The organism is Nonomuraea endophytica, assembly GCF_014203235.1.
Classification (GTDB): Bacteria; Actinomycetota; Actinomycetes; order Streptosporangiales; family Streptosporangiaceae; genus Nonomuraea; species Nonomuraea endophytica.
Window position 1 is genome coordinate 1 of record NZ_JACHIN010000034.1, and the last position, 24,747, is coordinate 24,747.

21 protein-coding genes are annotated in these 24,747 nt (G+C 71.2%); 13 read left to right on the forward strand and 8 right to left on the reverse strand.

Going from position 1 to position 24,747, the window contains the following annotated elements; all coding sequences use genetic code 11:
- Window positions 1-83: 83 nt before the first annotated feature.
- Entirely contained in the window at window positions 84-482 is a 399-nt protein-coding gene (locus HNR40_RS52950) for a Uma2 family endonuclease (protein ID WP_184976470.1), read from the reverse strand.
- A 144-nt stretch (window positions 483-626) separates the two neighbouring features.
- On the opposite strand from HNR40_RS52950, the gene HNR40_RS52955 reads away from it, so the two are divergent.
- The gene (locus tag HNR40_RS52955; RefSeq protein WP_184976472.1) at window positions 627-1,427 is read left to right on the forward strand and encodes an LLM class flavin-dependent oxidoreductase; all 801 of its coding nucleotides are present in this window, start codon (window positions 627-629) and stop codon (window positions 1,425-1,427) included.
- 16 nt (window positions 1,428-1,443) lie between these two features.
- Here HNR40_RS52955 and HNR40_RS52960 read toward each other — a convergent pair whose 3' ends face one another.
- Genes HNR40_RS52960 through HNR40_RS52970 form a run of 3 tightly spaced genes read right to left on the reverse strand, consistent with a single transcriptional unit; the run spans window position 1,444 to window position 3,522 of the window.
- Window positions 1,444-2,043: a TetR/AcrR family transcriptional regulator gene (locus HNR40_RS52960; RefSeq protein ID WP_184976473.1), complete on the reverse strand. Its 600-nt coding sequence runs from the start codon at window positions 2,041-2,043 to the stop codon at window positions 1,444-1,446.
- Window positions 2,021-2,947, reverse strand: a complete 927-nt coding sequence (locus HNR40_RS52965; RefSeq protein WP_184976476.1) for an alpha/beta fold hydrolase — start codon at window positions 2,945-2,947, stop codon at window positions 2,021-2,023. Before HNR40_RS52965 ends, HNR40_RS52960 begins: the two co-directional genes overlap by 23 nt.
- 35 nt (window positions 2,948-2,982) lie before the next feature.
- Window positions 2,983-3,522: a hypothetical protein gene (locus HNR40_RS52970; RefSeq protein WP_184976478.1), complete on the reverse strand. Its 540-nt coding sequence runs from the start codon at window positions 3,520-3,522 to the stop codon at window positions 2,983-2,985.
- A 105-nt stretch (window positions 3,523-3,627) separates the two neighbouring features.
- On the opposite strand from HNR40_RS52970, the gene HNR40_RS52975 reads away from it, so the two are divergent.
- The 7 genes from HNR40_RS52975 (at window position 3,628) to HNR40_RS53005 (ending at window position 11,115) form a co-directional block, all read left to right on the forward strand.
- The gene (locus HNR40_RS52975; protein WP_184976480.1) at window positions 3,628-4,908 is read left to right on the forward strand and encodes an FAD-binding oxidoreductase; all 1,281 of its coding nucleotides are present in this window, start codon (window positions 3,628-3,630) and stop codon (window positions 4,906-4,908) included.
- 450 nt (window positions 4,909-5,358) lie between these two features.
- Window positions 5,359-5,877 carry a hypothetical protein gene (locus HNR40_RS52980; RefSeq protein ID WP_184976482.1) on the forward strand — a complete coding sequence of 173 codons (519 nt, stop codon included), beginning with the start codon at window positions 5,359-5,361 and terminating at the stop codon, window positions 5,875-5,877.
- Window positions 5,878-6,284: 407 nt separating this feature from the next.
- Window positions 6,285-7,133, forward strand: a complete 849-nt coding sequence (locus HNR40_RS52985) for a DUF4097 family beta strand repeat-containing protein (protein ID WP_184976484.1) — start codon at window positions 6,285-6,287, stop codon at window positions 7,131-7,133.
- Between the two features lie 463 nt (window positions 7,134-7,596).
- Window positions 7,597-8,565: an ATP-binding cassette domain-containing protein gene (locus HNR40_RS52990; protein ID WP_184976486.1), complete on the forward strand. Its 969-nt coding sequence runs from the start codon at window positions 7,597-7,599 to the stop codon at window positions 8,563-8,565.
- On the forward strand, window positions 8,562-9,338 hold the full coding sequence (locus HNR40_RS52995; RefSeq protein ID WP_184976488.1) for an ABC transporter permease: 777 nt from the start codon (window positions 8,562-8,564) through the stop codon (window positions 9,336-9,338). Before HNR40_RS52990 ends, HNR40_RS52995 begins: the two co-directional genes overlap by 4 nt.
- 16 nt (window positions 9,339-9,354) lie before the next feature.
- On the forward strand, window positions 9,355-9,819 hold the full coding sequence (locus HNR40_RS53000; RefSeq protein ID WP_184976490.1) for a pyridoxamine 5'-phosphate oxidase family protein: 465 nt from the start codon (window positions 9,355-9,357) through the stop codon (window positions 9,817-9,819).
- 69 nt (window positions 9,820-9,888) lie between these two features.
- Window positions 9,889-11,115 (forward strand): serine hydrolase domain-containing protein, encoded by a 1,227-nt coding sequence (locus HNR40_RS53005; protein ID WP_184976492.1) that lies wholly within the window; start codon window positions 9,889-9,891, stop codon window positions 11,113-11,115.
- Window positions 11,116-11,420: 305 nt separating this feature from the next.
- Here HNR40_RS53005 and HNR40_RS53010 read toward each other — a convergent pair whose 3' ends face one another.
- Complete coding sequence (locus tag HNR40_RS53010) at window positions 11,421-11,876, reverse strand: MarR family winged helix-turn-helix transcriptional regulator (RefSeq protein WP_184976494.1); 456 nt, start codon at window positions 11,874-11,876, stop codon at window positions 11,421-11,423.
- A 96-nt stretch (window positions 11,877-11,972) separates the two neighbouring features.
- On the opposite strand from HNR40_RS53010, the gene HNR40_RS53015 reads away from it, so the two are divergent.
- Window positions 11,973-13,583 carry a DUF885 domain-containing protein gene (locus HNR40_RS53015; RefSeq protein WP_184976496.1) on the forward strand — a complete coding sequence of 537 codons (1,611 nt, stop codon included), beginning with the start codon at window positions 11,973-11,975 and terminating at the stop codon, window positions 13,581-13,583.
- A gap of 59 nt (window positions 13,584-13,642) precedes the next feature.
- Here HNR40_RS53015 and HNR40_RS53020 read toward each other — a convergent pair whose 3' ends face one another.
- Entirely contained in the window at window positions 13,643-15,178 is a 1,536-nt protein-coding gene (locus HNR40_RS53020; RefSeq protein WP_184976498.1) for a long-chain-fatty-acid--CoA ligase, read from the reverse strand.
- A 148-nt stretch (window positions 15,179-15,326) separates the two neighbouring features.
- On the opposite strand from HNR40_RS53020, the gene HNR40_RS53025 reads away from it, so the two are divergent.
- Entirely contained in the window at window positions 15,327-16,886 is a 1,560-nt protein-coding gene (locus tag HNR40_RS53025; protein WP_184976500.1) for a GMC family oxidoreductase, read from the forward strand.
- Here the strand turns inward: HNR40_RS53025 and HNR40_RS57755 are convergent.
- The gene (locus HNR40_RS57755; RefSeq protein ID WP_184976502.1) at window positions 16,856-20,356 is read right to left on the reverse strand and encodes an nSTAND1 domain-containing NTPase; all 3,501 of its coding nucleotides are present in this window, start codon (window positions 20,354-20,356) and stop codon (window positions 16,856-16,858) included. The genes HNR40_RS53025 and HNR40_RS57755 overlap by 31 nt on opposite strands.
- Before the next feature lie 100 nt (window positions 20,357-20,456).
- Between HNR40_RS57755 and HNR40_RS53035 the strand changes: the two genes are divergently transcribed.
- From HNR40_RS53035 to HNR40_RS53045, 3 genes are all read left to right on the forward strand, one after another.
- Window positions 20,457-20,813 carry a hypothetical protein gene (locus tag HNR40_RS53035; protein ID WP_184976504.1) on the forward strand — a complete coding sequence of 119 codons (357 nt, stop codon included), beginning with the start codon at window positions 20,457-20,459 and terminating at the stop codon, window positions 20,811-20,813.
- A 78-nt stretch (window positions 20,814-20,891) separates the two neighbouring features.
- A complete protein-coding gene (locus tag HNR40_RS53040; protein WP_184976506.1) occupies window positions 20,892-22,145 on the forward strand; it encodes a cytochrome P450 in 1,254 nt (417 codons plus the stop codon).
- 494 nt (window positions 22,146-22,639) lie between these two features.
- A complete protein-coding gene (locus HNR40_RS53045; RefSeq protein WP_184976508.1) occupies window positions 22,640-23,476 on the forward strand; it encodes an alpha/beta fold hydrolase in 837 nt (278 codons plus the stop codon).
- Here the strand turns inward: HNR40_RS53045 and HNR40_RS53050 are convergent.
- Window positions 23,445-24,662: a beta-ketoacyl-[acyl-carrier-protein] synthase family protein gene (locus tag HNR40_RS53050; protein ID WP_184976510.1), complete on the reverse strand. Its 1,218-nt coding sequence runs from the start codon at window positions 24,660-24,662 to the stop codon at window positions 23,445-23,447. The two genes, HNR40_RS53045 and HNR40_RS53050, sit on opposite strands and share 32 nt — an antisense overlap.
- Window positions 24,663-24,747: the final 85 nt, after the last annotated feature.

Genomic DNA, 24,747 nt, shown 5'->3' on the forward strand with positions numbered 1-24,747 from the left:
GTGTTCAGTTCTGTCGTCACAAACAGATCTTGGACACCCTCACTGCATGCCCGCAGCCGATCAACGAACCTCAGCCCTTGGAATCAACCATCTAGTAGAACCAGCAGGTACCGCGGGATCCTCGCGTCTGCGTACTGGATCCTCTTGTCCGTGAGATCCTCGCGGACCGTCCCGGGCGAGGCGACCTCGACGACCGCCTGGACCTGTGAAGCATCGGGCTTCTGCGAGGGATCCTGGTAGATCACCACGTCCGGCCGCCGCAGGGTGAACGTCGGCACCCGCCACAGCACCACGTCGATGCCGGTCTCAACGCTCAGGCATGGCCAGGCGGTGGAACGTGCGGATTCCAGCGCTCCAGCCAGTCGGCGCGCGATCCGATTGTGCTGGGGCGCCGGTGACTCGCGCTTGATCACGTGTCCGTGGACCACTTCGACGGTCCGGGCGACGGCCTCCGGAAGCGCCCGATACTCCGCCTCGGTCATCGCCACGGGGAGCGCATCGAGCCAAGACGGAACCGCCATCCGGGTCTCCCTCGCTTGTGTCCGACGCGGGCAGGGGAAGCGTATCGGCCGGTCCGGTGGCTGCCCGTGGCGGAAACTGTCGGTGGCGGGTGGTTGGGTCGGGGTATGCGTTACGGCATCGACATCGCGATTCTCGGCGATCTCGCGGAGCCGGCACGCCTGGTCACCCTGGCTCAGGAGGCCGAGGCCGCCGGGTGGGAGGCGGTGCTGGTCTGGGACCATCTGGCCTTCGCCTGGGGCACACCGTCGGCCGACCCGTGGGTGGCGCTGGCCGCCGCGGCCCAGGCGACCTCGCGCGTCAAGCTCGGCACGGCGGTGACGGCCGTGGCCGGGCACCGTCCGGAGCGGCTGGCCCAGACACTGGCGACGCTCGACAGGCTGAGCGGCGGCCGGGTGATCCTGGGCGCGGGGCTGGGCGGGGTGAAGGAGGAGTTCACCGCGTTCGGCTCGGCGCGTCCCGGCGGGGCCGTGCTCGACGAGGCGCTCGGCGTGCTGGACGCGCTCTGGTCGGGCGACGAGGTGCGCCACCGCGGCGCTCACTTCACCGTCGACGGCGTACGGCTCGCGCCGCTCCCCGTCCAGCGCCCACGGATACCCGTGTGGGTCGGCGGCACGGCTCCCGCAGCCCTCCGCCGGGCCGCTCGCTGGGACGGCTGGATCGTCGCCGCCGACGACCAGGAGGGTCGCATGTCGCTCACGCCCGAAGCGCTGGCCGACCAGGCCGGTGAGCTGCGCCGGGCGGGCGCGGGCGCCCTAGACGTGGCGGTCATCGGGGTGAGCGAACCCGGCGAGTCGGTACGCGCTTACGCCGAGGCGGGCGCCACGTGGTGGCTGGAACACCTCCACGGCTACCGGGGATCGATGGAACGCCTGGTGGAGCGCGTCAAGGCAGGCCCGCCCGGGTGAACGCCGAACCGCCCCATCAGCCCGAGAGGAACAGGCGGTCCAACTGGTAGTCGATGATCTCGGTGGCTGCCTCGTGGCTGCGTTGTCCGCTGAGGACGCTGGAGGTCAGGCCGTTGGCGAGGGCCAGCAGGGCGGCGACCTCGGTACGCGGGTCACGGTCCGGGGCGACGTCTCCGGCCTGCTGGGCGGCGGTCAGCCGTACCGTGAGGAAGTTTTCCAGCGCGTTGGGCAGGGTGAGCCCGACGGCGGCGAGCGCGGGGTCGGTGAGGGCGGCGGTGTAGTAGGCGGTCCAGGCCATGGAGTCCCGTTCGCTCTGCTCGTCGAACGGCAGGATCACGCCGAGGACGGCGGCGAAGACGCCTCGCGGCGTCAGCTCGCCCGCACCGGCGGTCCGCTGCTTGAACCGGCGCTCCATGCGGGCGCCCAGTTCGGTGAGGCCGGATTCGAGGAGGGCCTGCTTGTTGGTGAAGTAGTACTGGACGACGCGCAGCGAGACCCCGGCCTCGGCGGCGATCTCGCGCATCGACACCGCCTGCAGGCCGCGGGTGCTGGCGATGCGCAGCAGCGCGTCGGTGAGCCGGCGCCGCCGCTCGTCATGATCCACCTGTCGGGGCATGCCCGTTTCCTACCATGTGCTGGTGCTCTACTCCGGCGGGGAAGGTGAGGATCCGCTCGGCGACCAGGTCCGGAGCTTCGACGGACAACGCGTGTCCGGTTCCGGGCACGATCTCCACGCGCCAGGACGGCGCGATGCCGGCCAGCCGTGCGGCCACCGCCGGCGGGTCGAGCAGTGCGCTGCGCGCGCCCAGCAGCATCTGGACGGGCACGGACACCTCGCGTATCCGCTCGTCGGTGTAGGCGGGCGGAACGGGCAGGCGCCGGCGGAAGGACCATGTGGCCCGCATCAGCCTCACCAGCCCATCCTCGCGCAGCACCCCGTTGCCCACGACGCCGGCCATGCGGTGCCGCAACGGGCGGGGAAGCATGGAGGCGAGGGCTCCGGCGAGGGCCCAGCGGACGAACCGCCTGGGCAGCGGCGCGAAGCCGCCCGGGTCCACCAGCGTCAGCGCCGCTACCCGGCCGCTCGCGCCGAGTTGCTGTTCCACGGCGGTCCAGCCGCCGTAGGAGAAGCCCGCCACGTGGGCGCGTTCGGCTCCGACCGCGGCCAGTACGTCGGTGAGCCAGCCGCCGACCTCGGCGCCGCTCGTGAGCGGCCGGGTCTGGACCGAGCGGCCCGGCTCGCCGAGCGGGTCGACGGTGATGACCGGGCGGGTGCGCGCCAGCAGCTCGATGGAGCGGTACCAGGCCAGCGCGTTCCCGCCGGCTCCGGCCACGAGGACCACGGGATCTCCCTCGGCGGGTCCGGCCCGGTGGATCCGCACGCTTCCGGCGCGGGTCTCGACGTCGGCGGCGTCCACCGGCACCGGCCACAGTTCGCTGAGCAGGCGGTCGTAGAGGGCGTGGAACTTGTCGCGGGCGGAGTCACTGGCGAAGGCGGACGGCCGATCCGGTGTGCGCACGATGACCTCATCTCCCGTATGGATACAGTTGTATCCTAACGCGGATCGACGCTCTGGAGGAGGCCGTAGACGAAGCGGGCGCGGTAGGGGGTGCCGGAATGCTGGAAGGAGACGGCCCAGTGGTGGGGTGCGGTGCCCTCCTCCTGGACGGCGTCCGGGAAGCTCGCGCCGATGTCGGCGACGACGCACTCCCACGGCACGAGGTCGGCGAAACTCACCGTCCGGTCACCCGACGGCCGGACGAACCACTGGTTCCATATCTCGCCGCCCGGCCCGACCAGCAGCTCGAACTCCACCCCTCGCCAGTACGGCAGCGCCCACCGCACCACGTCGCAGGTCAGGCTGCCGATGGGCCGTTCGCCCTCGAACGTGGGCCGCCCCAGCGCCATCCTGAACCTGCCCACCCCCTTCGGCGCCCGGGCGGCATAGGCGGTGCGGGTCCACAGGGCGTGGGCCTCGCGGAGTTCGGCGCGGGTGGCGGCCATGTCGGCCAAGGCGTCCTCGACCCGGGCGGGGTTGAGATCGCGCATGCGGTGCATGAGTGCCAGTTCGAACGAGCGGACTCCGAAAACCATGGACCGTACCCTCCCATGTCCGGAAAGAATCTTGGGCGGGGATGTAGAGCGGACGTCTTCGGCTCCGACCTGTCAGCGACAACAGGGACAGAAAGGGCAACAACGATGACGCACGAGACGCTGGCCACCGAGATCGTCCGCCCCGGTGACGAGGGGTACGAGCGGCTGAGCCGTACCTTCTCCATGGAGGGCGCGCCCGCGCGCGTCGTCCGGCCCCGCGACGCGGCGGGTGTGGCCGAGGCGGTCGGGCACGCCGTGCGCGACGGGCTGGTGCTGTCGGTGCGCAGCGGCGGGCACAGCGTGCCCGGCTACGGCACCAACGACGGCGGGGTGGTGATCGATCTGGCGCATCTCAACAGCGTCGAGGTGCTGGACGATGACCTGGTGCGGATCGGCCCGGGGGCTCGGTGGGGCGAGGTCTCGAAGGCGCTGGCGCCCCACGGGCTGGTGATCTCCTCGGGTGACACCGACTCGGTCGGCGTCGGCGGGCTGATGGTGGGGGGCGGGATCGGGTGGCTTGTCCGCAAGTACGGCCTGGCGCTCGATCACCTGGTCGAGGCCGAGGTGGTGACCGCCGCCGGGGAGGTGCTGCGGGCGGCCGCCGACGAGAACCCCGACCTCTTCTGGGCTATCAGGGGCGGTGGCGGCGAGTTCGGCGTGATCACCTCGTTCCTGGTCAGGGCGCGCCGGGAGACGAACGTGACCTTTGCCCGCATCGGCTACCCCGCCGACGACCCTGCGGCGGTCCTCAAGGCCTGGCGGGACGTGGTGCGCGCGGCGGGCGAGGAGCTGACGTCGTCGGCGCACCTGTACCCGGCGTTCGGGGATGAGGCGCCGCCGTCGATCATGATCCTGGCGGCCTACGCGGGCGACGACCCCGCCGTGATCGAGCCGCTCACCCGGCTGGGCGAGCCGACGTTCCAGGAGATCACGACCGCTCCCTACGCCGAGGTCCTGGAGAGCGCCGAACTGCCGCCCGGCTGGCGTCCCATGGTCCGCAACCGGTTCGTCCCGGTTCTGACGGATGAGCTGATCGATGCGTGGGTGTCGGCGGACATTCCGATGATGTTCCGCGAGATCCGGGCGATCGGGGGCGCCATGGGGCGCGGCGACGACACCGCCTTCGCGCACCGGGACAGCGAGGCGATGCTGCTGGGGGTCCTGCTCGGCGCCCCGGCCGACCACCCGTCGCGGCTGCCCGCCTACGACGCGCTGTGGGAGACGATGGAGCCGCACGTTTCGGGCGCATACGCGAACTTCTTCAGCGACCCCAGGCCTGTTGACGTCGCCGCCGTCTACCCGCCCGCCGTGCGCGCCCGCCTCGCCGCCGTCAAGCAGGCCTATGATCCCGCGCGCGTCTTCTCCCGGAATCTGGCGCGCTTTTGACGGTCTCTCCCTCTTTTTTCGTTACGGCACAGCCAGCAAGACCCCGCCCGCCGACCGTGGCCGGGCCCCGTCCAGGGGAACGGTCGTCCAGCGTGCGGGGTCAGCCGCCGTTACGACCGCCCCGCCGGCCGGGCACCGCGAGAACTCGCAGCCGGAACCGAGACGTGTGCGCCGCAGGTCGGGCAACACCCTCGCTCAAGCCGGGAACCGAGACTCGTAGGCCGCAGGCCGAATGGCGCCGCCGCTCAGACCTGGAGCCGAGACGTGTTGGCCGCGGGCCCGGCAGCACCGCCGCTCAAGCCCGGAGCCACTGCCTGCTCCCGCTGGCGTGCTGCTCCTCTTGGGGGCTGGAGGCGTGGGAGGATCGGTTGACCTGGTGTTTTGCGGAGTGGTGCCATGATGGTGCCATTGGTGCTTGAACTGGTGCCATGGACATGTCATAGTGGTGTCATGGAACTCGCGCCATATGTCGATCACCTCCGCCGGGAGCTGGCGGTCGCCGCCGAGGCAGGTGGTGAGGAGACCCGGGCGCTGGCCGAGCGCCTCATCGCGTCGCTGGAGTCGGCCGCCCGGCTGGCCCTGCTTGAGGCGCTGTCGGCCGCCGCCAACGAGATCACCAGGGAGCTCGCCCCCGGCTCGGTCGACGTACGGCTGCGCGGACGTGACCCGGACTTCGTCGTGACCCCGCCGCCCGTGGCACCACCACGTGACACGGAGGCAGGTTCCGGCGCCCACCAGGCCCGCTCCGTACGCCCGCCGGAGACCGACGAAGGCGGCACCACCCGGGTGGCGCTGCGGGTTCCGGACCATCTCAAACCGCGCATCGACGAGGCGGCCGCCCGAGAGGGGCTGTCGGTGAACTCCTGGCTCGTACGCGCCGTGTCGGCGGCCCTCGACCCCGACCACGGGGGCCGGGGAACGAAGGACGCCGGCACCGGTGGCCAGCGCTACACCGGCTGGGTCCGCTGACCCCACATCCCGGCGCCACCCAAGGCGCCGTCGTCATATCGGCCCGCCGTACCGGCACCTGAAGGCGGCGGGCACCAGCACCGGGCCCGCCACTCAGGCACCTGAGGACGGCGGGCACCAGCACCAGTCCCGCCGTACCGGCACCTGAAGGCGGCGGTTACCAGCACCAGCTCGCCGCACTGGCAGTAGCGGGGCGGCGCACACCAGCACCAGCCCCGGCCGCACAGGCACCTGAAGCGGGCGGACACCAGCAGCAGGGCGCCGCACATGCAGCAGAGGGCGGCGGACACCGGCAGCAGGTCGTCGCACCGGCGCCCGGTCCGCCCTCTGGGTGGCTCGGGGCGGACAAGGACATCAGCCCGCCGTACGGGCAGCAGAGGCGGCAGGCATCAAGAGGAGGCAGCGCCATGCCCAGGTTCGACACGAACGAACCGATCTCGGCCAACATCGAGATCGGCACCGGCTACATCCGCGTCGTCGCGAGCGAGCGCAGCGACACGGTCGTGGAAGTGCGCCCGGCTGATTCGGGCAACGAATCCGATGTCAGCGCCGCCGAGCAGACCCGGGTCGAGTACTCCGGCGGCAGGCTGACCGTGAAGACGCTCAAGGATTCCGGCCGCCGTAGCTGGTGGTGGTTGTGGGGTGGTTCGGTCGAGGTGCTGGTCGAGTTGCCATCGGGGTCCGGCGTGGAGGTGCAGGCCGACGCGGAGGTGCGTTGCCGCGGGCGGCTGGGTGACTGCCGGTTCACCACATCGATGGGGGACGTTGACGTCGACGAGGCCGGACGGCTCCAGATCCACACCGGTGACGGCGATGTCCTGGTGACGCGGGCCGGCGGGCCTGCCGAGATCACCACGGCCAACGGCGACATCCGGGTGCGGGAGATCGACGGCGCGGCTCTGGTGAAGACGTCCAACGGCAACATCACGCTTGGCCAGGTCTCCGGTGATGTGCGGATGAACACCGCTTACGGCGACATCCAGGTCGAGCGTGCGCTGTCGGGCGTGACCGCCAAGACCGCGTCGGGCGACGTACGGCTGGGCCAGATCGTGCGCGGCTCGACGGTGATCGACACGGCCTATGGCGAGCTGGAGGTCGGTGTGCGGCAGGGCACGGCGGCCTGGCTGAACGTCTCTTCGCAGTACGGCGATGTACGCGTCCAGCTGGACGCCCACGAAGGCCCCGCCGAGGCGGAGGACATGGTCGAGGTCCACGCCACGACCGGCTACGGCGACATCCTCGTCCGCCGCGCCTAACCGCAACCCGACAACCCAGCCACGACAACCCAGCCATGGCCACGCGGCCACGACCAACACGGCCAAGGCATCACGGCCACGGCATCACGGCCAAGACATCACAGCCACGGCAACCCGGCCGCGGCAACACGACCAACACGACAAAAGTGGCAACACGGCCAGGGCAACGCAACCACGGCAATACGCCGCAGCCATGGCAACACGGCCACGGCGACACGCCGCGGCCTTGGCAACACACGAGCATCCGCGCCGCACCCCCCACGAGGTGACCACCTGAACCCTGCCTGACCGCCAGCCCCCCGACATCACCCTGACACTCGCCGCACGCCCGCCCGGTGACCACTCCCGGGACAGCAGGCCGCGCGACAGTTCCCTGCACCGCCGCCGCAGCGCCCCCAAGTGCGCCCAAAAGCCGGCCGAGCAGACCCCAAAACCCGACATATCCCGAAAGAGACGAGGCATCATGCCCACCCATGCCCAACCCGCCATCGCGGTGACCGGCCTGCGCAAGTCCTATGGCGACAAGCTGGTCCTGGACGGCATCGACCTGACCGTCCCGGCAGGCACCATCTTCTCCCTGCTCGGCCCGAACGGCGCAGGCAAAACCACCGCCGTGGAGATCCTGGCCACACTGAAGAAGCCCGACTCCGGCGAAGCGCAGGTCAATGGCTTCGATCTGGCCAGGCAGTCGGACGAGATCCGCATGTCCATCGGCGTCACCGGCCAGTTCGCCGCCGTCGACGGCTATCTGACCGGCGAGGAGAACCTGCTCCTCATGGCCGACCTGAACCACCTGTCCAAGCAGGAGGGCCGCCGCAAGGCCGCCGAGTTGCTGGAGCGCTTCGACCTGGTCGAGGCGGGCAAGAAGGTGTCGACCACGTACTCGGGCGGCATGCGCCGACGGCTCGACCTGGCGATGACGCTGGTCGGGGACCCGAGGGTCATCTTCCTGGACGAACCCACCACAGGCCTGGACCCGCGCAGCCGCCACACCATGTGGCAGATCATCCGCCAGCTGGTCGCCAACGGCACCACGATCTTCCTGACCACGCAGTATCTGGAGGAGGCCGACGAGCTGGCGGACCGCATCGCCGTACTCGATCATGGCCGGATCGTGGCGGAAGGGACCGCGGAGCAGCTCAAGCGGCGCATTCCGGGCGGTCACGTGAGCCTGCGCTTCGCCGACCCGCGCGCGCTGCGGGCGGGGGAGCTCGCGCTCCGGGCGGCGGGCGAGGTGAGCGCGGACGAGGACGCGCTCACGCTGCAGGTCCCGAACGACGGCAGTTTCCGCGCGCTACGCGCCCTCATCGACCGGCTGGACGGCGCGGCGGTCGAGGTGGAGGAGCTGTCGGTGCACACCCCCGACCTCGACGACGTGTTCTTCGCGCTGACCGGCCACCCCCACGACTCCCAGAAGGATGCCCTCCGATGAGCTCGACGACCCTCGCCATGCGCGACTCGATGACGATGCTGCGACGCAACCTGCTGCACGCCAAGCGGTATCCGAACATGACGCTCTCGGTGGCGTTCATCCCGATCTTCATGCTGCTGCTGTTCGTCTACGTCTTCGGCGGGGCGATCGGCAAGGGCCTGGCGACCGGCGACTACGTGAACTTCGTGACCCCCGGCATCCTCATGATGGCCACCATGTCCGGCTCGGTGGTGGTGGCGGTCTCGGTCTCGGTGGACAAGACCGAGGGCATCATCAACCGGTTCCGTACGATGCCGATCTCGCGGGCCTCGGTCATGACCGGGCAGGTGGTCGGCAGCGTCATCCAGACGATGATCAGCGTGGTGCTGGTGACGCTGGTGGCGTTGCTGATCGGGTTCCGGCCGGCGGCTGGGCCGCTGGGCTGGCTCGGGGTGATCGGGCTCATGCTGCTGGTGGCGTTCGCGATCACGTGGATCTCGGCCGCGTTCGGGCTCATCGCCAAGGGCGCGGAGACGGCGAGCAACATCGGGCTGCCGTTCCAGTTCCTGCCGTTCCTGGGCAACGCGATCGTGACGCCGGAGTCGATGCCGGCGGGGCTGCGGTGGTTCGCCGAGTACCAGCCGTTCACGCCGATCATCGGCACGCTGCGCGCGCTGCTCATGGGACAGCCCGTCGGCGGCCAGGGGCTGGTGGCCATCGCCTGGTGCCTGGCCGGAGCCTTCGCCGGATATTTCTGGGCACGTTCGGCTTTCAACCGCCGGGCGGACAGCTGACGCGCATACTCGGGCCATGGAGCCGAGGACCGAAGTACTCGACCTGCCCGACGGATATCGCACCCAGCCGCAGACCATCACGCTGACCTGGGACGAGGTGCGGGAGAAGCTCCGGGCCGCCCCCAGCTACTGGCTGGCGACGGCGCGCCCGGACGGCCGCCCGCACGTCGTCCCGGTCGACGGGCTGTGGGTGGCGGACGCCTTCTACTTCAGCGGCGGCGAGGAGACCGTCCACATCCGCAATCTGCGCGCGAACGGCCACGCCGCCGTCCACCTGGAGAACGCGACCGCGGCCGTCATCGTGGAGGGCACGGCCACCTGGACCACTCCCGGCCAGGACCTCGCCCGCCGCGTGGAGGCCGCCGACAAGGAGAAATACGGCTACGGCCTGTTCCTGCCCGACGTCTGGGAACTCCGGCCGGACCGCGTCCTCGCCTGGAACAGCCTCCCCGAGGACGCCACCCGCTTTACCTGGATATGACAGTTGTCATCCCCACCCGGTGACGCGCCGGACTAACCGCGCGACCGCCCAACGATCATGCTGAATCTCATGAGACGACCACTGATCGCGAGCGTCGCCGCCGTCGCGGCGGCTCTGTACCTCGGCGGCGCACCGGCCGCGGCCACCACGGGCGAGCTCGACCGGCGCGAGCTGAAGCAGTCACTGAACGCCGTCCACGCCGCGGGCATGCACGGCATCTACGCCCAGGCGCGCGACGGCCGCCGGGAATGGGCGGGCGCGTCGGGCGTGGCCGACGTCGAGACCCGTCGTCCGGTACGGCCCGGCATGCGCCACCGGATCGGCAGCATCACCAAGACGTTCGTCGCCGTGGCCGTCCTCCAGCAGGTCGAACGCGGCCGGATCGCCCTCGACGCCCCGGTGGCCCGCTACCTGCCCGACCTCATCCCCGGCGAACGCGGCCAGAAGGTCACCATCCGGACGCTGCTCAACCACACCAGCGGCATCTCCGACCACGTCGCCGGCGCGTTCCCGTCGCTCCTGGAGGGCTCGCCCAAGAGCCTGGACGACAACCGCTTCCGCACCTTCGCCCCCGAGGAACTGGTGAAGCTCGGCCTGGCCGCCCCCTCGTACGGCGAGCCGGGAGCCCAGCCGGGTTCCTACTCCAACACCAACTACGTGATCGCCGGGCTGGTGCTGCGGAAGGTCACCGGCATGAGTCCCGAGGACTACATCACCCGCCACGTGATCAGGAAGGCGGGGCTGCGGGAGACGGCCTTCCCGCGCTCGCCGTACATCCGAGAGGCGCACTCCAAGGCCTACGAGAACATGTACGGCTGGATCGACCCGCCGCGCGACTACAGCGTGTACGACATGTCGTGGGCCGGCGTCGCCGGGAACCTGGTCTCGACCATGGACGACCTCAACTCGTTCTACCGGTCGCTGCTGCGGGGCGAGCTGATCGGGCAGGCGTCGCTGGCGCAGATGAGGACGACGGTGAAGGTGGCGGTGGCGGGGTTCGCCATGGACTACGGGCTCGGGTTGTATCCGCTGGATCTGCCGTGCGGGCGGTTCTGGGGGCATGACGGCGGGGTGTTCGGGATGGGCACGCAGTCGCTGATCAGCGAGGACGGGCGGCGGCAGGTGTCGTTCGGGATGAACCTCATGAAGTATCAGCGCTTCGACGACAACGGGCAGATGCTGCCCAACGACATCGACCCGGCCCTGGGTTCCTTCCTGCTGAAGGCCTCCTGTGGCACGGACGCCGTCCTCAAGTCCGCCCAGACCACCTTCCCCCTCCTGCCCACCTCCCGCTGACCCCCATTTCTAGCCATGACCTTGGACCTGTGGAGGTGGGAAGACCTGAGATAGGCGGAGAAGCCGGAAACCCGGAGGAAGCTCCCGAGAGACCGGGAAGACCGGAGGGGTCGGGAGACCCGGGAAACCCCGGTGACAGCGGGGAAACGGGGGAGGAAACCCAGGAAAGGCCAGAGAGCCAGAGAGGCTGGAAGGCTGGCGGAGGAGGCGGGGACCCGGGAAACGGAGAGGAAACCCAGGAAACCCAGGGAGGCCGGGTTGCGGGAAACCCGGGGACACAGGGCCGGGGGTGGGGGGACGGGAAGCTAGAGGGGTGGTGGGGTTTGGGGGTGGCGGAGTTCTTGGGTGGCGGTTTGGTAGGCGTCGGCGGCCTGGGTGAAGTAGCGGAACAGCACCTCCCGATCCCCCTCCGCCATCCCGTCGAACACCTCGCCAAGCCGCCGCCGGGTCCCGGCCAGCAGCTGCTCCAACCCGTCCGGCCGCGCCATCGGCTCCACGATGACCTTGCGCCGGTCGGACGGGTCCGGCACGCGGCGCACCAGCCCACCCTTCTCCAGCCGGTCGATGAGCCGCGTGGTGGCGCCCGTGGTCAGGCCGGTGCCGACGGCCAGGTCGCCGGAGGTCAGGGGACCGGACAGGTCGAGCAGGTTCAGCGCGTAGTAGTCGGTGGCGTTGAGTCCCGCGGCCTCCGCCGTGGCCAGCGCGTTGATCACGCCGGCGCTCAGATAGCGGCGGAAGATCTTGCCGGCGTCCGCAGACATCCCTGCATCATGGCAGACAAATGGCGCATGCAACTACTGCGCGGGGGAAGATATCCCCCCTCTGCGCACTGAAGGAAATGTGGCTATTGTGCCTGGGTGAGCGCAATCTTCCGCCTGTGTGAGCAGTACATCCTGAGGGCGGCAGCCCTGGACCCCGTCGAATCCGTCTACCTGGGCATCGTCGGCGACTTCGGAGTGGCCACCGACTACAGCCCCGACGGCCACGAGGCCAGGCAGGAGCTGGTCCGTGACACGCTGGCCGAGCTGAGCCGCCTGGCCCCGGCCTCCGACGCCGACCGCAGGGCCGCGGCCCACCTTCGCGAACGGCTGGAGGCGCAGGCCGCCGTCTACGCGATCGGCGAGCCGTACCGGGAAGTCAGCTCGCCCTTCGGGCTCGTCTCCGGGCTCAGGGACAGCATCGACCTGCTGCCGCGCAACGACGACGAGCAGTGGCGCGCGATCGCCGCGCGCCTGGCCGCCGTCCCCGGCATGCTGAACGGCTGGCGCACCACCCTGGACGTGGGCCTGGAGCGCGGGCTGCGCGCGGCGCGGCGGCAGGCGCTCGGGGCCGCCGACCAGGCGGAGCGCTTCGAGGGCACCCATGATGACCTCATCGCGGCCTACGGCGACGGCCCGGTCGCGGCCGAGCTGGCCGAGGCCGCGCGCAGCGCCTACCGGGGCTATGCCGAGACCGCGCGCTACCTGCGCGAACAGTACGCGCCGAGGGCCGACGAGCGCGACGCCGTCGGGCCGGAGCGCTACGCCGTGGCCGCCCGCATGCAGCTCGGCGACGAGATCGACCTGCGCGACGCCTACGCCTGGGGCTGGGCCGAGCTCGACCGCATCGAGGCCGAGATGGTCGCCGAGGCCCGCGCCATCCTGCCCGGCGCCACCGTGGACGAGGCCACCGCCCACCTGGACTCCACCGAGTACGTGGTCGGCCCGGACGCGTACCTGGCCTGGCTGAAGGATCAGCACGAGCGGGCGATCGCCGCGCTCAACGGCGCCCAGTTCGACATCCCCGAGCAGCTGCGCACGGTCGACGTGGTGCTCGCGCCGGGGTCCACGTCGGCGGCGCCGTACTACACGCAGCCCAGCGAGGACCTCTCGCGGCCGGGACGGACGTGGTGGCCGCTCGGCGGGCGGGAGAAGTTCGCCACGTGGAGCGATCTGACGACGGTCTTCCACGAGGGCGTGCCCGGCCACCACCTGCAGCTCGGCGCGGTCGCCGTCGCCGGTGACAAGCTCTCGCGCTACGCCAAGATGTCCTGGGTGGGCGGCCACGGCGAGGGCTGGGCCCTGTACGCCGAGCGGCTGGCCGACGAGCTGGGCTGGCTGACCGCCCCGGGCGCCCGGCTGGGCATGCTGGCCGCCTCCGCGCTGCGTGCCGCCCGCGTGGTCATCGACATCGGCGTCCACCTGGAGCTGCCGTTGCCCGACGGCTCGCGCTGGACGTTCGAGAAGGCCTGCGAGGTGCTGCGCGAGCGCGGCCGGGCCGAGGCGCACAAGGTCCACCCCGAGGTGCTGCGCTACTTCGGCTGGGCCGGCCAGGCCATCTGCTACAAGCTGGGCGAGCGCGCCTGGCTGGAGGCGCGGGCCGAGGCGCAGGCCAGGCCCGGCTTCGACCTCAAGGCCTGGCACACCGCCGCGCTCGACCTCGGCCCGATGGGCCTCGGCACCATGCGCGAGGAACTGGCGAGGATCTAGACACGAGTACGGCTCGCGCCTCAGGGGGGAGGGCGCGAGCCGTACGGGCCGGTGGGGGTTTAGCGCAGTTCGCGCTTGAGGATCTTGCCGGAGGCGGTCATGGGCAGCTCGTCGCGGAACTCGACGGTGCGCGGGTACTTGTAGGCCGCCATGTTCTCCTTCGACCAGGCGATCAGCTCGTCCTCGGTGATCGCGGAACCGGCCGAGCGGATGACGTACGCCTTGATCTCCTCGCCGTGCGACTCGTGCGGTACGCCGAGCACGGCTACCAGCGAGACGTCCGGGTGGGACATGAGGACCTCTTCGACCTCGCGCGGGTAGACGTTGAAGCCACCCCGGATGATCATGTCCTTGGCCCGGTCGAAGATGGAGTAGTAGCCGTCGGCGTCGCGGGTGGCGATGTCGCCGGTGCGGAACCAGCCGTCGTTCATCACCTCGGCCGTGGCCTCGGGCCGGTTGTAGTAGCCCTTCATGATGTTGTGGCCGCGGATGGCGATCTCGCCGGGACCCTCGCCGCCGACCGTGTTCCAGTCGGCGTCGATGAGCTTCATCTCCACGCCCCAGATCGGCGTGCCGATCGTGCCCGGCTTGGTGGGCCGGCCGAGCTGGTTGAAGCTGGCCACCGGGGAGGTCTCCGACAGGCCGTAACCCTCGAGGATGCCGATCCCGAACGTCTTCTCGAAGTCGTTGAGCACCTCGAGCGGCGAGGCGGCGCCGCCCGCGACGGCCACGTTCAGCGTGGACGGCACCTCGGCGCCGTCGGCGTGGATCTTCGTGAGCATGGCCCAGTACATGGTCGGCACGCCGGCGAAGAACGTCACGCCTTCCTTGCTCATGACCGCCAGCGCGTCGCCCGGGTCGAAGCGGGGGAGCAGCACCATCGTGGCCCCGCGCAGGAAGCCGGTGTTCTGGATCACGGTCTGGCCGAAGGAGTGGAACAGCGGCAGCACGCCCAGGTAGACGTCGCCGCCGTCGCTCCTGGGGAACATCTTGTCGCAGACCATGGTGTTGAGCAGCATGTTCTGGTGGCTCAGCTCGGCGCCCTTGGGCTGGCCGGTGGTGCCGGAGGTGTAGAGGATCACCGCGGTGTCGTCCGGCGCCGTCTGCACGGTGGCGAACTCGCTGGACATCCCGCCCAGCGCCGCCCAGATCGACTCGCCGTGCTCAGACTCGGTCGCCAGCGCCGTGGCGGGCAGCACGAAGAAGTGCTCGCAGCCCTCGGTGGCCTCGAACCCGGCCTTGCCCCGCGCGCCCAGCGGCAGCTCGGGCGTGCCCTCGAAGCAGAACAGCGCCTTGGCGTCGCTGTCGGCGAGGTGGTAGGCGATCTCCCTGCCCTGAAGCAGCACGCTCAGCGGCACCACGGTGGCGCCGGCCTTGAGAATGCCGAAGTAGATGAAGGAGAAATAGGGCAGGTTCGGACAGGCCAGTGCGACCTTGTCCCCCTTGCCGATGCCCCGCGAAACCAGCAGATTGGCCACTTGGTTGGCCACGTTGTCGACCATCGAGTACGGCAGTCGCATATCACCGAAGACGATGGCCGTCTTGTCTGGCGCGTTCCTCGCGCTGTCCTCCAGGACTGTCGACAAGTTGAGCATGGAAGAGCTTCCTCCCTCGGGCCGGCTTGCCGCCATCTAAGCAGGCGATGCATACCGACCGGTAGGTAACTGAGGTCACAACTGCATATGGACGGGATCTGTCCCCTGGGGTAGGCAAGTACCAGGTTACTTACGGTTCGGAGGGGTCATGGAGTACGACTACGTGGTCGTCGGAGCGGGGTCGGCCGGGTGCGTCCTGGCCAACAGACTGTCTGCCGATCCGGGCGTGACCGTGGCGCTGGTCGAGGCCGGCGGCCAGGACGACAAGCTGGAGATCCGGATGCCGGCCGGGTTCAAGGCGCTGTTCAAGACCGAGTACGACTGGAACTACACCACCACCAAACAGGCCGAGATGGCCGGGCGCGAGCTCTACTGGCCGCGCGGGCGGGTCATCGGCGGCTCCTCCTCCCTCAACGCCCAGATGTGGGTACGCGGCTGCGCGGCCGACTACGACCAGTGGGGCGTCCCCGGCTGGGGCTTCAACGACGTCCTGCCGTACTTCAAGAAGGCCGAGCACCGCGTCGGCAGCAACAACGGCGGCGTGTACGGCACCGCGGGACCGCTCCACATCTCCGAGCTGCGCAGCCCCAACGTCACCACCGCCGCCTTCCTCAAGGCCTGCCAGGAACTCGGCATGCGCCGCCTCGGCGAGCTGAACGAACGCGTCAACGAGGGCTACAGCCCCACCCCGGTCACCCAGGACCGCGGCCGCCGCTGGAGCTCGGCCGACGCCTACCTGCGCCCGGCGCTCAAGCGGCCCAACCTCACCGTGCTCACCGGCGCGACCGTGGAACGCGTGGTGTTCTCCGGCAACCGGGCCGTCGGGGTCGAGCACGGCGGGGTACGGGTGTCGGCCAGGCGGGAGGTCGTCCTGTCGGCGGGGGCGATCGGCTCGCCGTACCTGCTGCTGCGCTCGGGCGTGGGCGCGGCCGAGGACCTGCGCGAGGCCGGGGTGGAGCTCGTCCACGACCTGCCCGAGGTCGGCAGGAACCTGCAGGACCACCTGTCCAGCGGCGTCTACGTCGAGTCCAAACAGCCGGTCACGCTGGTCAAGGCCGAGTCACTGGTGCAGCTGGTCCGCTACATCGTGCTGCGCTCGGGCATGCTCACCACGAACGTGGGGGAGGCGGTCGCCTTCATCAAGACCTCGCCGGAGGAGCCCGCGCCGGACATCGAGCTGATCTTCGCGCCCGGCCCGTTCATCGACCACGGCCTCACCCCGCCGACCGGGCACGGGCTGACCGTCGGCGTCGTGCTGCTGCAGCCGGAAAGCCGCGGGCGGGTCTCGCTGAGCGGCCGCGAGGTGGCCATCGACCCCGGGTACCTCACCCAGGAGGCTGACGTGAAACGCCTGGTCGCCGGGCTGAAGGCGGCCAAGCAGGTGTTCACCACCGTGGCGATGCGCCCCTACGCGGGCGGGCCCATGGCGCCCTACTGGGCGCCGGAGAGCGACGAAGAACTGGCCCAGTGGGTACGCGAGCGCGGCGAGACGCTCTACCACCCGGTCGGCACCTGCCGGATGGGCACCGACGCCGAATCCGTCGTCGACCCGGCGCTCAAGGTGCGCGGGCTGGAAGGGCTGCGCGTCGTGGACGTCTCGATCATGCCGACGCTCAACCGGGGCCACACCCACGCGCCCGCCATCATGATCGGCGAGAAGGGCGCCGACCTGATCCTTCAGTCGCGCTCGGGACACACCGGGGCGTAGGAGCCTTCCGAGACGTGCCGGCTCCACTCCCGCGCGCTGACGGGAGTGGGGTCGAGCGCGCAGATGCGCGCGGCCACCGGCTCCGGAGCCAGCGTCCACCGGTGGAGCAGGCCGTCGTGGTCGCCGGAGACCAGCCGCCCGCCGGGCAGGAAGCGCAGCGCGGCGCCCACCGTCTGCCAGACCGCGTGGAGCCGGTGCTGGTCGTCCCACACCCGCAGCGTCCCGTCGGTGCCGATCGTGGCCAGGCGTTCGCTCGCGGCGTCGAACGAGACGTTCTTGACGATCCCGGTGTGGCCGGTCAGCCGGGCCACGGGCGTGTCCTCGGTCCGCGACAGGTCCCACACCAGCGCCGCGCCGTCGTGCCCGGCGCTGGCCAGATACCGGCCGCCCGGATGCCAGTCGAGGTCGTCGGAGTAGCCGGTGTGGCCCTTGAGCACCCTGACCCGCTTCGGCGCGTCGGGGTGGCCGACGTCCCAGATCTGCACGTTGTTCTCCGCGTCGCCGACCGCCAGCAGGTCCTCCCTGAGGATCACGTCGGTGACGCCGTCGACGCCGGGCAGCCGGCCCAGTTGTTTCCTGGTCGCCGGGTCCCACAGGAGCACCTGCCCGTTCTCACAGACGCTCGCGCCGATCCGGCCGTCCTGGCTCAGGGCCGCGCCGACCACGTCCGTGTCGTGCCCGGTGAACCTGCCGAGCAGGCGCGGGCCGCCCGGCCGGGTGACGTCCCAGACGCCGACCGTGTCGTCGTCGCTCGCCGAGGCCAGCAGGCCGCCCGCCAGGACGAGGTTGTTGACCTGGCCGTCATGCTCGGTCGCGGTGCCGAGCGGGGCGCCGTCGAGGGTCCACAGGCCGACGCCGCCGTCGCCGCCGCCGGTCGCCATGACCCGCTCGTCCGAGGTCACCGCCAGGACCTCGTCGGAGTGGGCGCGCGGGGCCGGCAGCGGCATCGCCCAGCGGAAGACCTCCCCGTCGGCCACCCCGGCCAGCAGGTCGCGGCCGCCGTAGGCCAGCGCCCGCACCTCGGCCGGGTGGGGGAGGTCGGTGAGGAGCGTTCCGTCTGCGGTGCTCCACAGCCGGACCCCGGGCGCGCTCGTGCCCGCGGCGACCTGCCGGCCGTCGGGGCTGAAGGCCAGCGAATAGATGAAGCCGCCCGTCGTCGGCAGCTCCTTGGCCCGGCCGGACTCGCGCTCGACCAGCCACAGCCGGTTTCCGTCCGCGGCGGCGATGGTGGCGTGGTCGGGGCTGAGGGCGAAGAGCGTGCCCTGCCTGTCCGTGCCGATCGGGCCGTCCGGTGTCAGGCCGACCAGGCGGTCTGTCCGCTTAGCGCGTTCCGGTGTGGCGTTCTTCCAGGTCAGCGTCTCCTCGTGGGAGCCCGCCACCACGGCCTCTCCGTCGAAGCCCAGGAAGGCGACGTCCGAGGCCGCGTGGGTGGCGATCGGCGTGGGGTTGCCGACCCGCCAGACCCGCACGCCCTTCTCGCCACCGACCGCCACGACCCGCCCGTCCTGGCGGAAGGCCGCCGCGGTGATCCGGCCGAGGTCCCAGGCCAGCCGTACCGCAGAGTCTCCGGTACGGCTGGGCCACGCCTCACCCGCCGAGTCTGACGTCGCACCCGCGGAGTCTGACGTCGCACCCGCGGAGTCTGCGGTACGGCGCAGCCACACCTCACCCACCGAGTCGCCCGTCACCACGGTGGCGCCGTCGGCGCTGGCGGCCATGACCGTCACCCGCCCTGACCCCGCGCGCGACCGGCTCCCGGCGGGGAAGCCGCTGGAGCCGATCAGCGCGCCGAGCGACTCGGGGGTCTCGGCCCGTTGCCACGCCGCCAGCGCCAGGCCCGCCGCCAGCGGCGCGTTTCCCGGGCGCACGGAACCGGCGACCGCGGCCACCTGCCGGGAGAGCGTCTCGTCGCGCTCGGCCCTGGCGTCGCCGACCTGCCAGACAACCACGCCGGCCGTCATGGCCGTGACGACCACCAGCGCGGTGCGCGCCGCGACCAGGCGGCGCAGCTTCCTCGCGGCCCGCCGTTCCTCGTGCTCGCCCGCGCGCACGAACTCCGCCTCCAGCGGGCCGAGCTCGTCGGGATGCGCGGCCGCCCACTCGCGCGCCACCGCCAGCGAGGCGCCCCGGTAGGTGAACGAGGCGTCGTCTCCCGCCTGCCGCCACTCCTGGGCCGCCTCGCCCAGCCTGCGCCGGGTCTGCAGGCCCGCGCGGTCGGTCTCGATCCAGTCGCGCAGCCTCGGCCAGGCGCCGAGCAGCGCCTCGTGAGCGATCGCCACCTCGCTCTCGTCGGCCGTCAGCAGGCGGGCGCCGACCAGCGCGTCCAGCACCGGCCGCCAGGCGGGTGAGATCAGGCCGAGCGGGACCCGGCGGCGGGTCTGTCCGCCGTCGGGGTCGAGCTGCACCAGCCGCAGCAGCAGGCGTCTGGCCACCTCGCGGGCGGCGTCGTCCAGGCCGGTGTAGAGGTCCTCGGCGGTGGTGGCGACGGCGCCGTGGATGCCGCCGGTGCGGTGGTAGCCGGCCACGGTGAGCACCCCGTTCTCGCGCTGCTGCCACAGTGCGCGCAGGGCGTGGGCCAGCAGCGGCAGCGTGCCGGGCTCGCCACCGTCGCGCGGAAGGCCGTCGCGCAGAAGCAGGTCGGCCAGGCCCGGTTCGAGGCTCAGGCCCACGGCCTTGGCGGGTTCGGTGATGGCGGCGCGCAGCTGCCTCTCGGTCAGCGGCGCGAGCGCGAGCTGGCCGCCCCGCAGTGCCGCCACCAGCTCGGGGTGGGCGAGCACGTGGCCGTAGTAGTCGGCGCGCAGGCCCAGCACGACCAGCGCCCGGCCGGAGACGGCCAGCTCGTTGAGCGTGCGGATGAACAGGTCGCGTTCGGCGTCGTCGCGGCAGAGCGTGAACGCCTCCTCGAACTGGTCGGCCACCAGCACGAGCCGACCTTCCAGACCGAGGATCTCCGCCAGCCGGGCCATGGGCCGGGCGGTCGGGGTGAACAGCGCGACCGGCCACTCGCTGGAACCCGCACGGGGCAGCGCGCCGCGGGCCAGCGCGGGCACCAGACCGGCGCCGAGCAGCGAGGACTTGCCCGCTCCCGACGGCGCCACCACCACGAGCGGGCCGCCGCCGTCCATCCTGGCGGCCAGCCGCATGGTCAGCTCGGCGGTCGCCTCCTCGCGGCCGAAGAACCAGTGGGCGCTGCCGGGGCCGAAAGCGTCGAGGCCCGGGTAGGGGCATTCGTCGCCGCCGCCGGTTTTGGGCGGGGCCAGCCGTACCAGAGCGCCTTTGGCTTCCAGCGCCTGGTCGCAGGCGCGCGCCAGCTCGGGCGTGGGCCGCTTGGCGCCATTTTCGATCTTGCTCAGGTAGCCCTTGCTGTAGTGCACCAGCTCGGCCAGCGTGGTCAGCGAGAGCCCGCGAAGCGTGCGCCACCTGCGTAGTTCCGCGCCGAACGCGGTCGTTTCCTGACGTCGCCCATCCATCGGGAAACGGTCAACCCCTCCCCATCGCCGCACCGCCCCGCCGACAGTGGAGGCATCGCACAGCGTAGCCATCTCGCTACGTACCGAGAGGAGAAACCTCATGATCAAGAATGCTCTGCTGGTCCTCACCGCGGCCCTCGCGATGGGCGGGGCGCCGGCGCTGGCGTCGGACGACAAGCCGTTCCGCTGCAAGGCACCGGCCATGGGCTGGAACAACGGCTGCCAGACTCGTACGGTCCCCGCCGGGGCGTGCGTGTGGGTCTACAACCGCACCTCCCAGAACACCGACATCACCTACCGGATCCAGGGCTCGCAGCTTCGCCTCAAGGAGCGTCAGTCGGGCCGGCTCTGGAGGAACGCGAGCAATCACCCCGTGGACGCCACCATGGGCGTGTACGCGCACGACCTTGACGACACCGTCTGGGCTGAGGGCAAGACGTACATCTCCGGCTGCTGAGGCGGGTGCCGACCGGCGTCGCGGTGGCGGCGCCGGCGGTCTTGACGTAAGTGATTGCTTGCGCAACTCTTGGGAGACATGACGGCGACATCCGACATCGATCTGTCGCAGATACCGTTCTGGGCCTTACCGCAAGCCGAGCGCATGGACGCCTTCCGTCAGCTGCGCGGGCTCGAGCGCCCGGTGTTCGTCCGCGAGAACCACGTGCCCTTCATCGGCGGCGGCCCCGGCTATTACGCCCTGGTACGCCACGCCGACGTCACCGAGGCCAGCCGCAACGCGGCGGCGTTCAGCAGCGAGCCCTGCGCCAACAGCATCCCGGACATGCCGCGCTGGCTGGCCGTGTACTTCGGCTCGATGATCAACATGGACGACCCCAAGCACGCCAGGTTACGCAGGGTCGTCTCCCGGGCCTTCACCCCGCGCATCCTCTCCAAGATGGAGGAGGACCTGGCCAGGGCCGCCGCCGAGATCGTGGACGACGCCATCGCGCAGGGTCCGGGTGACTTCGTCGAGCAGATCGCCGCCAGACTCCCCGTGCGCGTCATCTGCGACATGATGGGCGTTCCCGCGAAATTTCACGACATGGTGCTGCGGCGGACCAACATCATCCTCGGCAACACCGACGCCGAGTACACGGGCATCGAGCCCGACTTCAAGCGCGTGAACGTCGCTCGCGGCCTCGGCAAGCTCCTCCACGCCGGCTACAGCCTGAACCGCCTCGCCGCCCGCCTCGGCGACCAGCGCCGCAAACACCCCACCGGCGACCTGGTGAGCCTCCTGGTCAACGGCGAAGAACGCCTCACCTCCCAGGAACTCGGCTCGTTCTTCATCCTCCTGGTCGTGGCCGGCAGCGAAACCACCCGCAACGCCATCGCGTACGGGCTGAAGCTCTTCACCGACCACCCCGGCCAGCGCGAACACCTCATGGCCGACTTCGACGGCCGCATCGCCAAGGCCTGCGACGAGATCGTCAGGTACTCGACGCCGGTCATCCAGTTCCGCCGCACGCTGACGCGCGACATCGAGATGAACGGCATGCGGTACAACCAGGGCGACAAAGTGCTGCTGTTCTACAACTCCGCCAACCGCGACGAGGCGGTCTTCACCGACCCCGACACCTTCGACATCACCCGCGACCCCAACCCGCACGTCGGCTTCGGCGGCCCCGGCCCCCACTACTGCCTGGGCGCCCACCTGGCCAAGCGCGAGATGACCGTGATGTTCCGCGAACTCCTCACCCGCCTGCCCGCCATCAAGTCCCAGGGCGAACCCGACTTCCTCCTCTCCAACTTCATCAACGGCATAAAACACCTCAACTACACCACCTAACACACCCCACACCCACGCCCACCCACCCACCCACCCAGCCACCCACGCCCAGCCGCGGCTCCGGGGCGCCCCAGCACGCCCACTAGGTAGGCGGCCTGATCCGAACCCTCAGGATGGCCGCGCCTGCCCGCTGAGCCGCGCCCCCTACCACACGAGCCCGGAACCCGGCCGAGGCACGCCCGCTCGACCGCACCCCACCCGGGTGCCGTGCCGCCCCATGGCGGGCACGCGCACTCACTCGGCAGGCGGCGTGCTTCAGGACCCACGTCGGCGAGCCTGCCGCTCGGCCGCGCCCCGCCCCGGTGCCGTGCCGGGTCAGGGCTGGCACGTGCACTCCGCTGCCACGCCCTCTCGGCTGTGCGCTTTCCGGGTCTGCCCGGGAACGTGGTGGTCGCCCGCTCGGCCGGTGGTCCGGGTGCACGCAGGGGTGCGTACCGGGGGCTGGGTGGGGTGGTTGATGGACGGGGGGCGGAGAGGGCACTAGGTTTCCGCGCATGGAGATCAGGAATATCCACGCCAACGGTGTGGAGTTCGCTTACCTCGCATTGGGTGACGGGCCGCTGGCCCTGTGCATGCACGGGTTCCCCGACACCGCGCACACCTGGCGGCACCTGATGCCCGAGCTGGCCGAGCGCGGTTACCGCGCCGTCGCCCCCTTCATGCGCGGCTACGCCCCCACCGAGGTCACAGAAGGCTACGAGCTGGGCGCCCTGGTGGCCGACGCCAACGCCCTGCACGAGGAGCTGGGTGGGGACGAGAACGCGGTCATCATCGGCCACGACTGGGGCACCTACCCGGTCTACGGCACCACCGAGCGCTTCCGTAAGTCGGTGGTGCTCGCCGTACCTCCGACGAAGTGGTTGCTCGGCACGTTCTTCACCTACGAGCAGCTCAAGCGGTCCTTCTACATCTTCCTGTTCCAGACGGCGCTGGCCGAGACCGCGGCGGCGGCGCCCGGGTTCCTCGACGGGCTGTGGAAGGACTGGTCGCCCGGCTACGACGCCACCGAGGACCTGGCCTTCCTCAAGCAGAGCCTGGGCGAGCCGGCCAACCTGGCCGCCGCCATCGGCTACTACCGGGCGATGCTCGGCACCACCCCACCTTCGGGCAGGTACGCCACCGAGCAGGCCGCCGCGACCGATGGTCCGGTACGCCCCGTGCTGTACCTGCACGGCGCCCAGGACGGCTGCCTCGGCGCGGACCTGGTGGCGGATGTGGCCAGCGTGCTGCCCGAGGGGTCGCGGGCGGAGATCGTCGAGGGCGCCGGGCACTTCCTGCACCTGGAGAAGCCGCGTGAGGTCAACGCGCTGATCCTCGACTGGCTGGGGTGAGCACCAGGCTCACGTTGTGGCCGCCGAAGCCGAAGGCGTTCACCATCGAAGGGCCCGGCCGCCAGTGGCGGGGCGCGCCGGTGACCACGTCCAGTTCGACGCGGGGGTCGAGGCGGTCGAGGTTGCGGGTGGCGGGGATGATCCCGTCGCGCATGGCCAGCACCGCCGCCACGGTCGCGAACGCGCCCGAGGCCCCGCACAGGTGCCCGGTCATCGACTTGATCGCGGTCACCGCCGGATGCCCGCCCACGGCCTGGGCGATCGCGGCGGCCTCGACCACGTCGCCGTCGGGGGTCGAGGTGGCGTGCGCCTGTACGTGCGCCACGTCCTCACCCGACAGCCCGGCCTCGCGCAGCGCGGTGCGCATCGCCCGTGCCTGGCCGTCGAGCTGGGAGGCGGTGATGTGCTCGGCGTTGGCGGTGATCCCGTGCCCGGCCAGGTGGGCCAGCGCCGCGCCGTCGCGCCACCCGGCCCGCTCCAGCACCACCACCGCGGCCCCCTCGGCCAGCACGAACCCGTCGCGGTCCGCGTCGAAGGGCCGCGACGCCAGCTCCGGCTGGTCGTTGCGCGTCGAGACCGCCTTGGCCTGGGCGAAAGCGGCGAGCGTCAGCGGGTGCACGCACGCCTCGGTGCCGCCCGCGACGACGACGTCCGCGCGCCCCAGCCGGATGAGGTCGGCTCCGGCCGCGATCGCCTCGGCCCCGGCGGCGCAGGCGCTCACCGGGGCGTGGGCGCCGGCCCGCGCGCCGAGTTCGATGCTGACCCAGCCGGCCGGGCCGTTCGGCATGAGCATGGGCAGGGTGTGCGGCGACACGCGGCGCACGCCCTCCTTCTCCAGGACGTGGTGCTGGTCAAGGAGGGTCGTGACGCCGCCGGTGCCGGTGCCGATCACGACCGCCAGCCGTTCCTGATCGACCTCGGGACGCCCCGCGTCCGACCAGGCCTGACGGGCGGCGAGCAGCGCGATCTGCTCGCAACGGTCGAGCCGGCGGGCCTTCTGCCGCCCCAGGAGCGCGGCCGGATCCACGGTCAGCCGCCCCGCGATCCGCGCGGGCAACTGCTCCGCCCACGACTCCCGCAGCGCCACCACCCCCGACCGCCCGGCCAGCAACCCCGCCCACGTCGTTGGAACATCGCCGCCCAGCGGCGTCACCGCCCCGAGCCCGGTGATCACAACCTCGCTCACTGGTGCACCATCCTCTTGTCGGTAGCCGTGAGGCTGCTGATGCACCCGAGGTGCCGCCGGGTCATCGCCCCGCTCGCTCGACGCG

Bases quoted from the DNA above. Each gene is read 5' to 3' on its own strand.
- HNR40_RS52955 (WP_184976472.1), top strand. From the start codon at position 627: ATGCGTTACGGCATCGACATCGCGATTCTCGGCGATCTCGCGGAGCCG.
- HNR40_RS52950 (WP_184976470.1), bottom strand. From the start codon at position 482: ATGACCGAGGCGGAGTATCGGGCGCTTCCGGAGGCCGTCGCCCGGACC.
- HNR40_RS52985 (WP_184976484.1), top strand. From the start codon at position 6,285: ATGCCCAGGTTCGACACGAACGAACCGATCTCGGCCAACATCGAGATC.
- HNR40_RS53035 (WP_184976504.1), top strand. From the start codon at position 20,457: ATGATCAAGAATGCTCTGCTGGTCCTCACCGCGGCCCTCGCGATGGGC.
- HNR40_RS53005 (WP_184976492.1), top strand. From the start codon at position 9,889: ATGAGACGACCACTGATCGCGAGCGTCGCCGCCGTCGCGGCGGCTCTG.
- HNR40_RS53025 (WP_184976500.1), top strand. From the start codon at position 15,327: ATGGAGTACGACTACGTGGTCGTCGGAGCGGGGTCGGCCGGGTGCGTC.
- HNR40_RS53000 (WP_184976490.1), top strand. From the start codon at position 9,355: ATGGAGCCGAGGACCGAAGTACTCGACCTGCCCGACGGATATCGCACC.
- HNR40_RS52975 (WP_184976480.1), top strand. From the start codon at position 3,628: ATGACGCACGAGACGCTGGCCACCGAGATCGTCCGCCCCGGTGACGAG.
- HNR40_RS52995 (WP_184976488.1), top strand. From the start codon at position 8,562: ATGAGCTCGACGACCCTCGCCATGCGCGACTCGATGACGATGCTGCGA.
- HNR40_RS53040 (WP_184976506.1), top strand. From the start codon at position 20,892: ATGACGGCGACATCCGACATCGATCTGTCGCAGATACCGTTCTGGGCC.
- HNR40_RS52980 (WP_184976482.1), top strand. From the start codon at position 5,359: ATGGAACTCGCGCCATATGTCGATCACCTCCGCCGGGAGCTGGCGGTC.
- HNR40_RS53010 (WP_184976494.1), bottom strand. From the start codon at position 11,876: ATGTCTGCGGACGCCGGCAAGATCTTCCGCCGCTATCTGAGCGCCGGC.
- HNR40_RS53045 (WP_184976508.1), top strand. From the start codon at position 22,640: ATGGAGATCAGGAATATCCACGCCAACGGTGTGGAGTTCGCTTACCTC.
- HNR40_RS53020 (WP_184976498.1), bottom strand. From the start codon at position 15,178: ATGCTCAACTTGTCGACAGTCCTGGAGGACAGCGCGAGGAACGCGCCA.
- HNR40_RS52970 (WP_184976478.1), bottom strand. From the start codon at position 3,522: ATGGTTTTCGGAGTCCGCTCGTTCGAACTGGCACTCATGCACCGCATG.
- HNR40_RS57755 (WP_184976502.1), bottom strand. From the start codon at position 20,356: ATGGATGGGCGACGTCAGGAAACGACCGCGTTCGGCGCGGAACTACGC.
- HNR40_RS52960 (WP_184976473.1), bottom strand. From the start codon at position 2,043: ATGCCCCGACAGGTGGATCATGACGAGCGGCGGCGCCGGCTCACCGAC.
- HNR40_RS52990 (WP_184976486.1), top strand. From the start codon at position 7,597: ATGCCCACCCATGCCCAACCCGCCATCGCGGTGACCGGCCTGCGCAAG.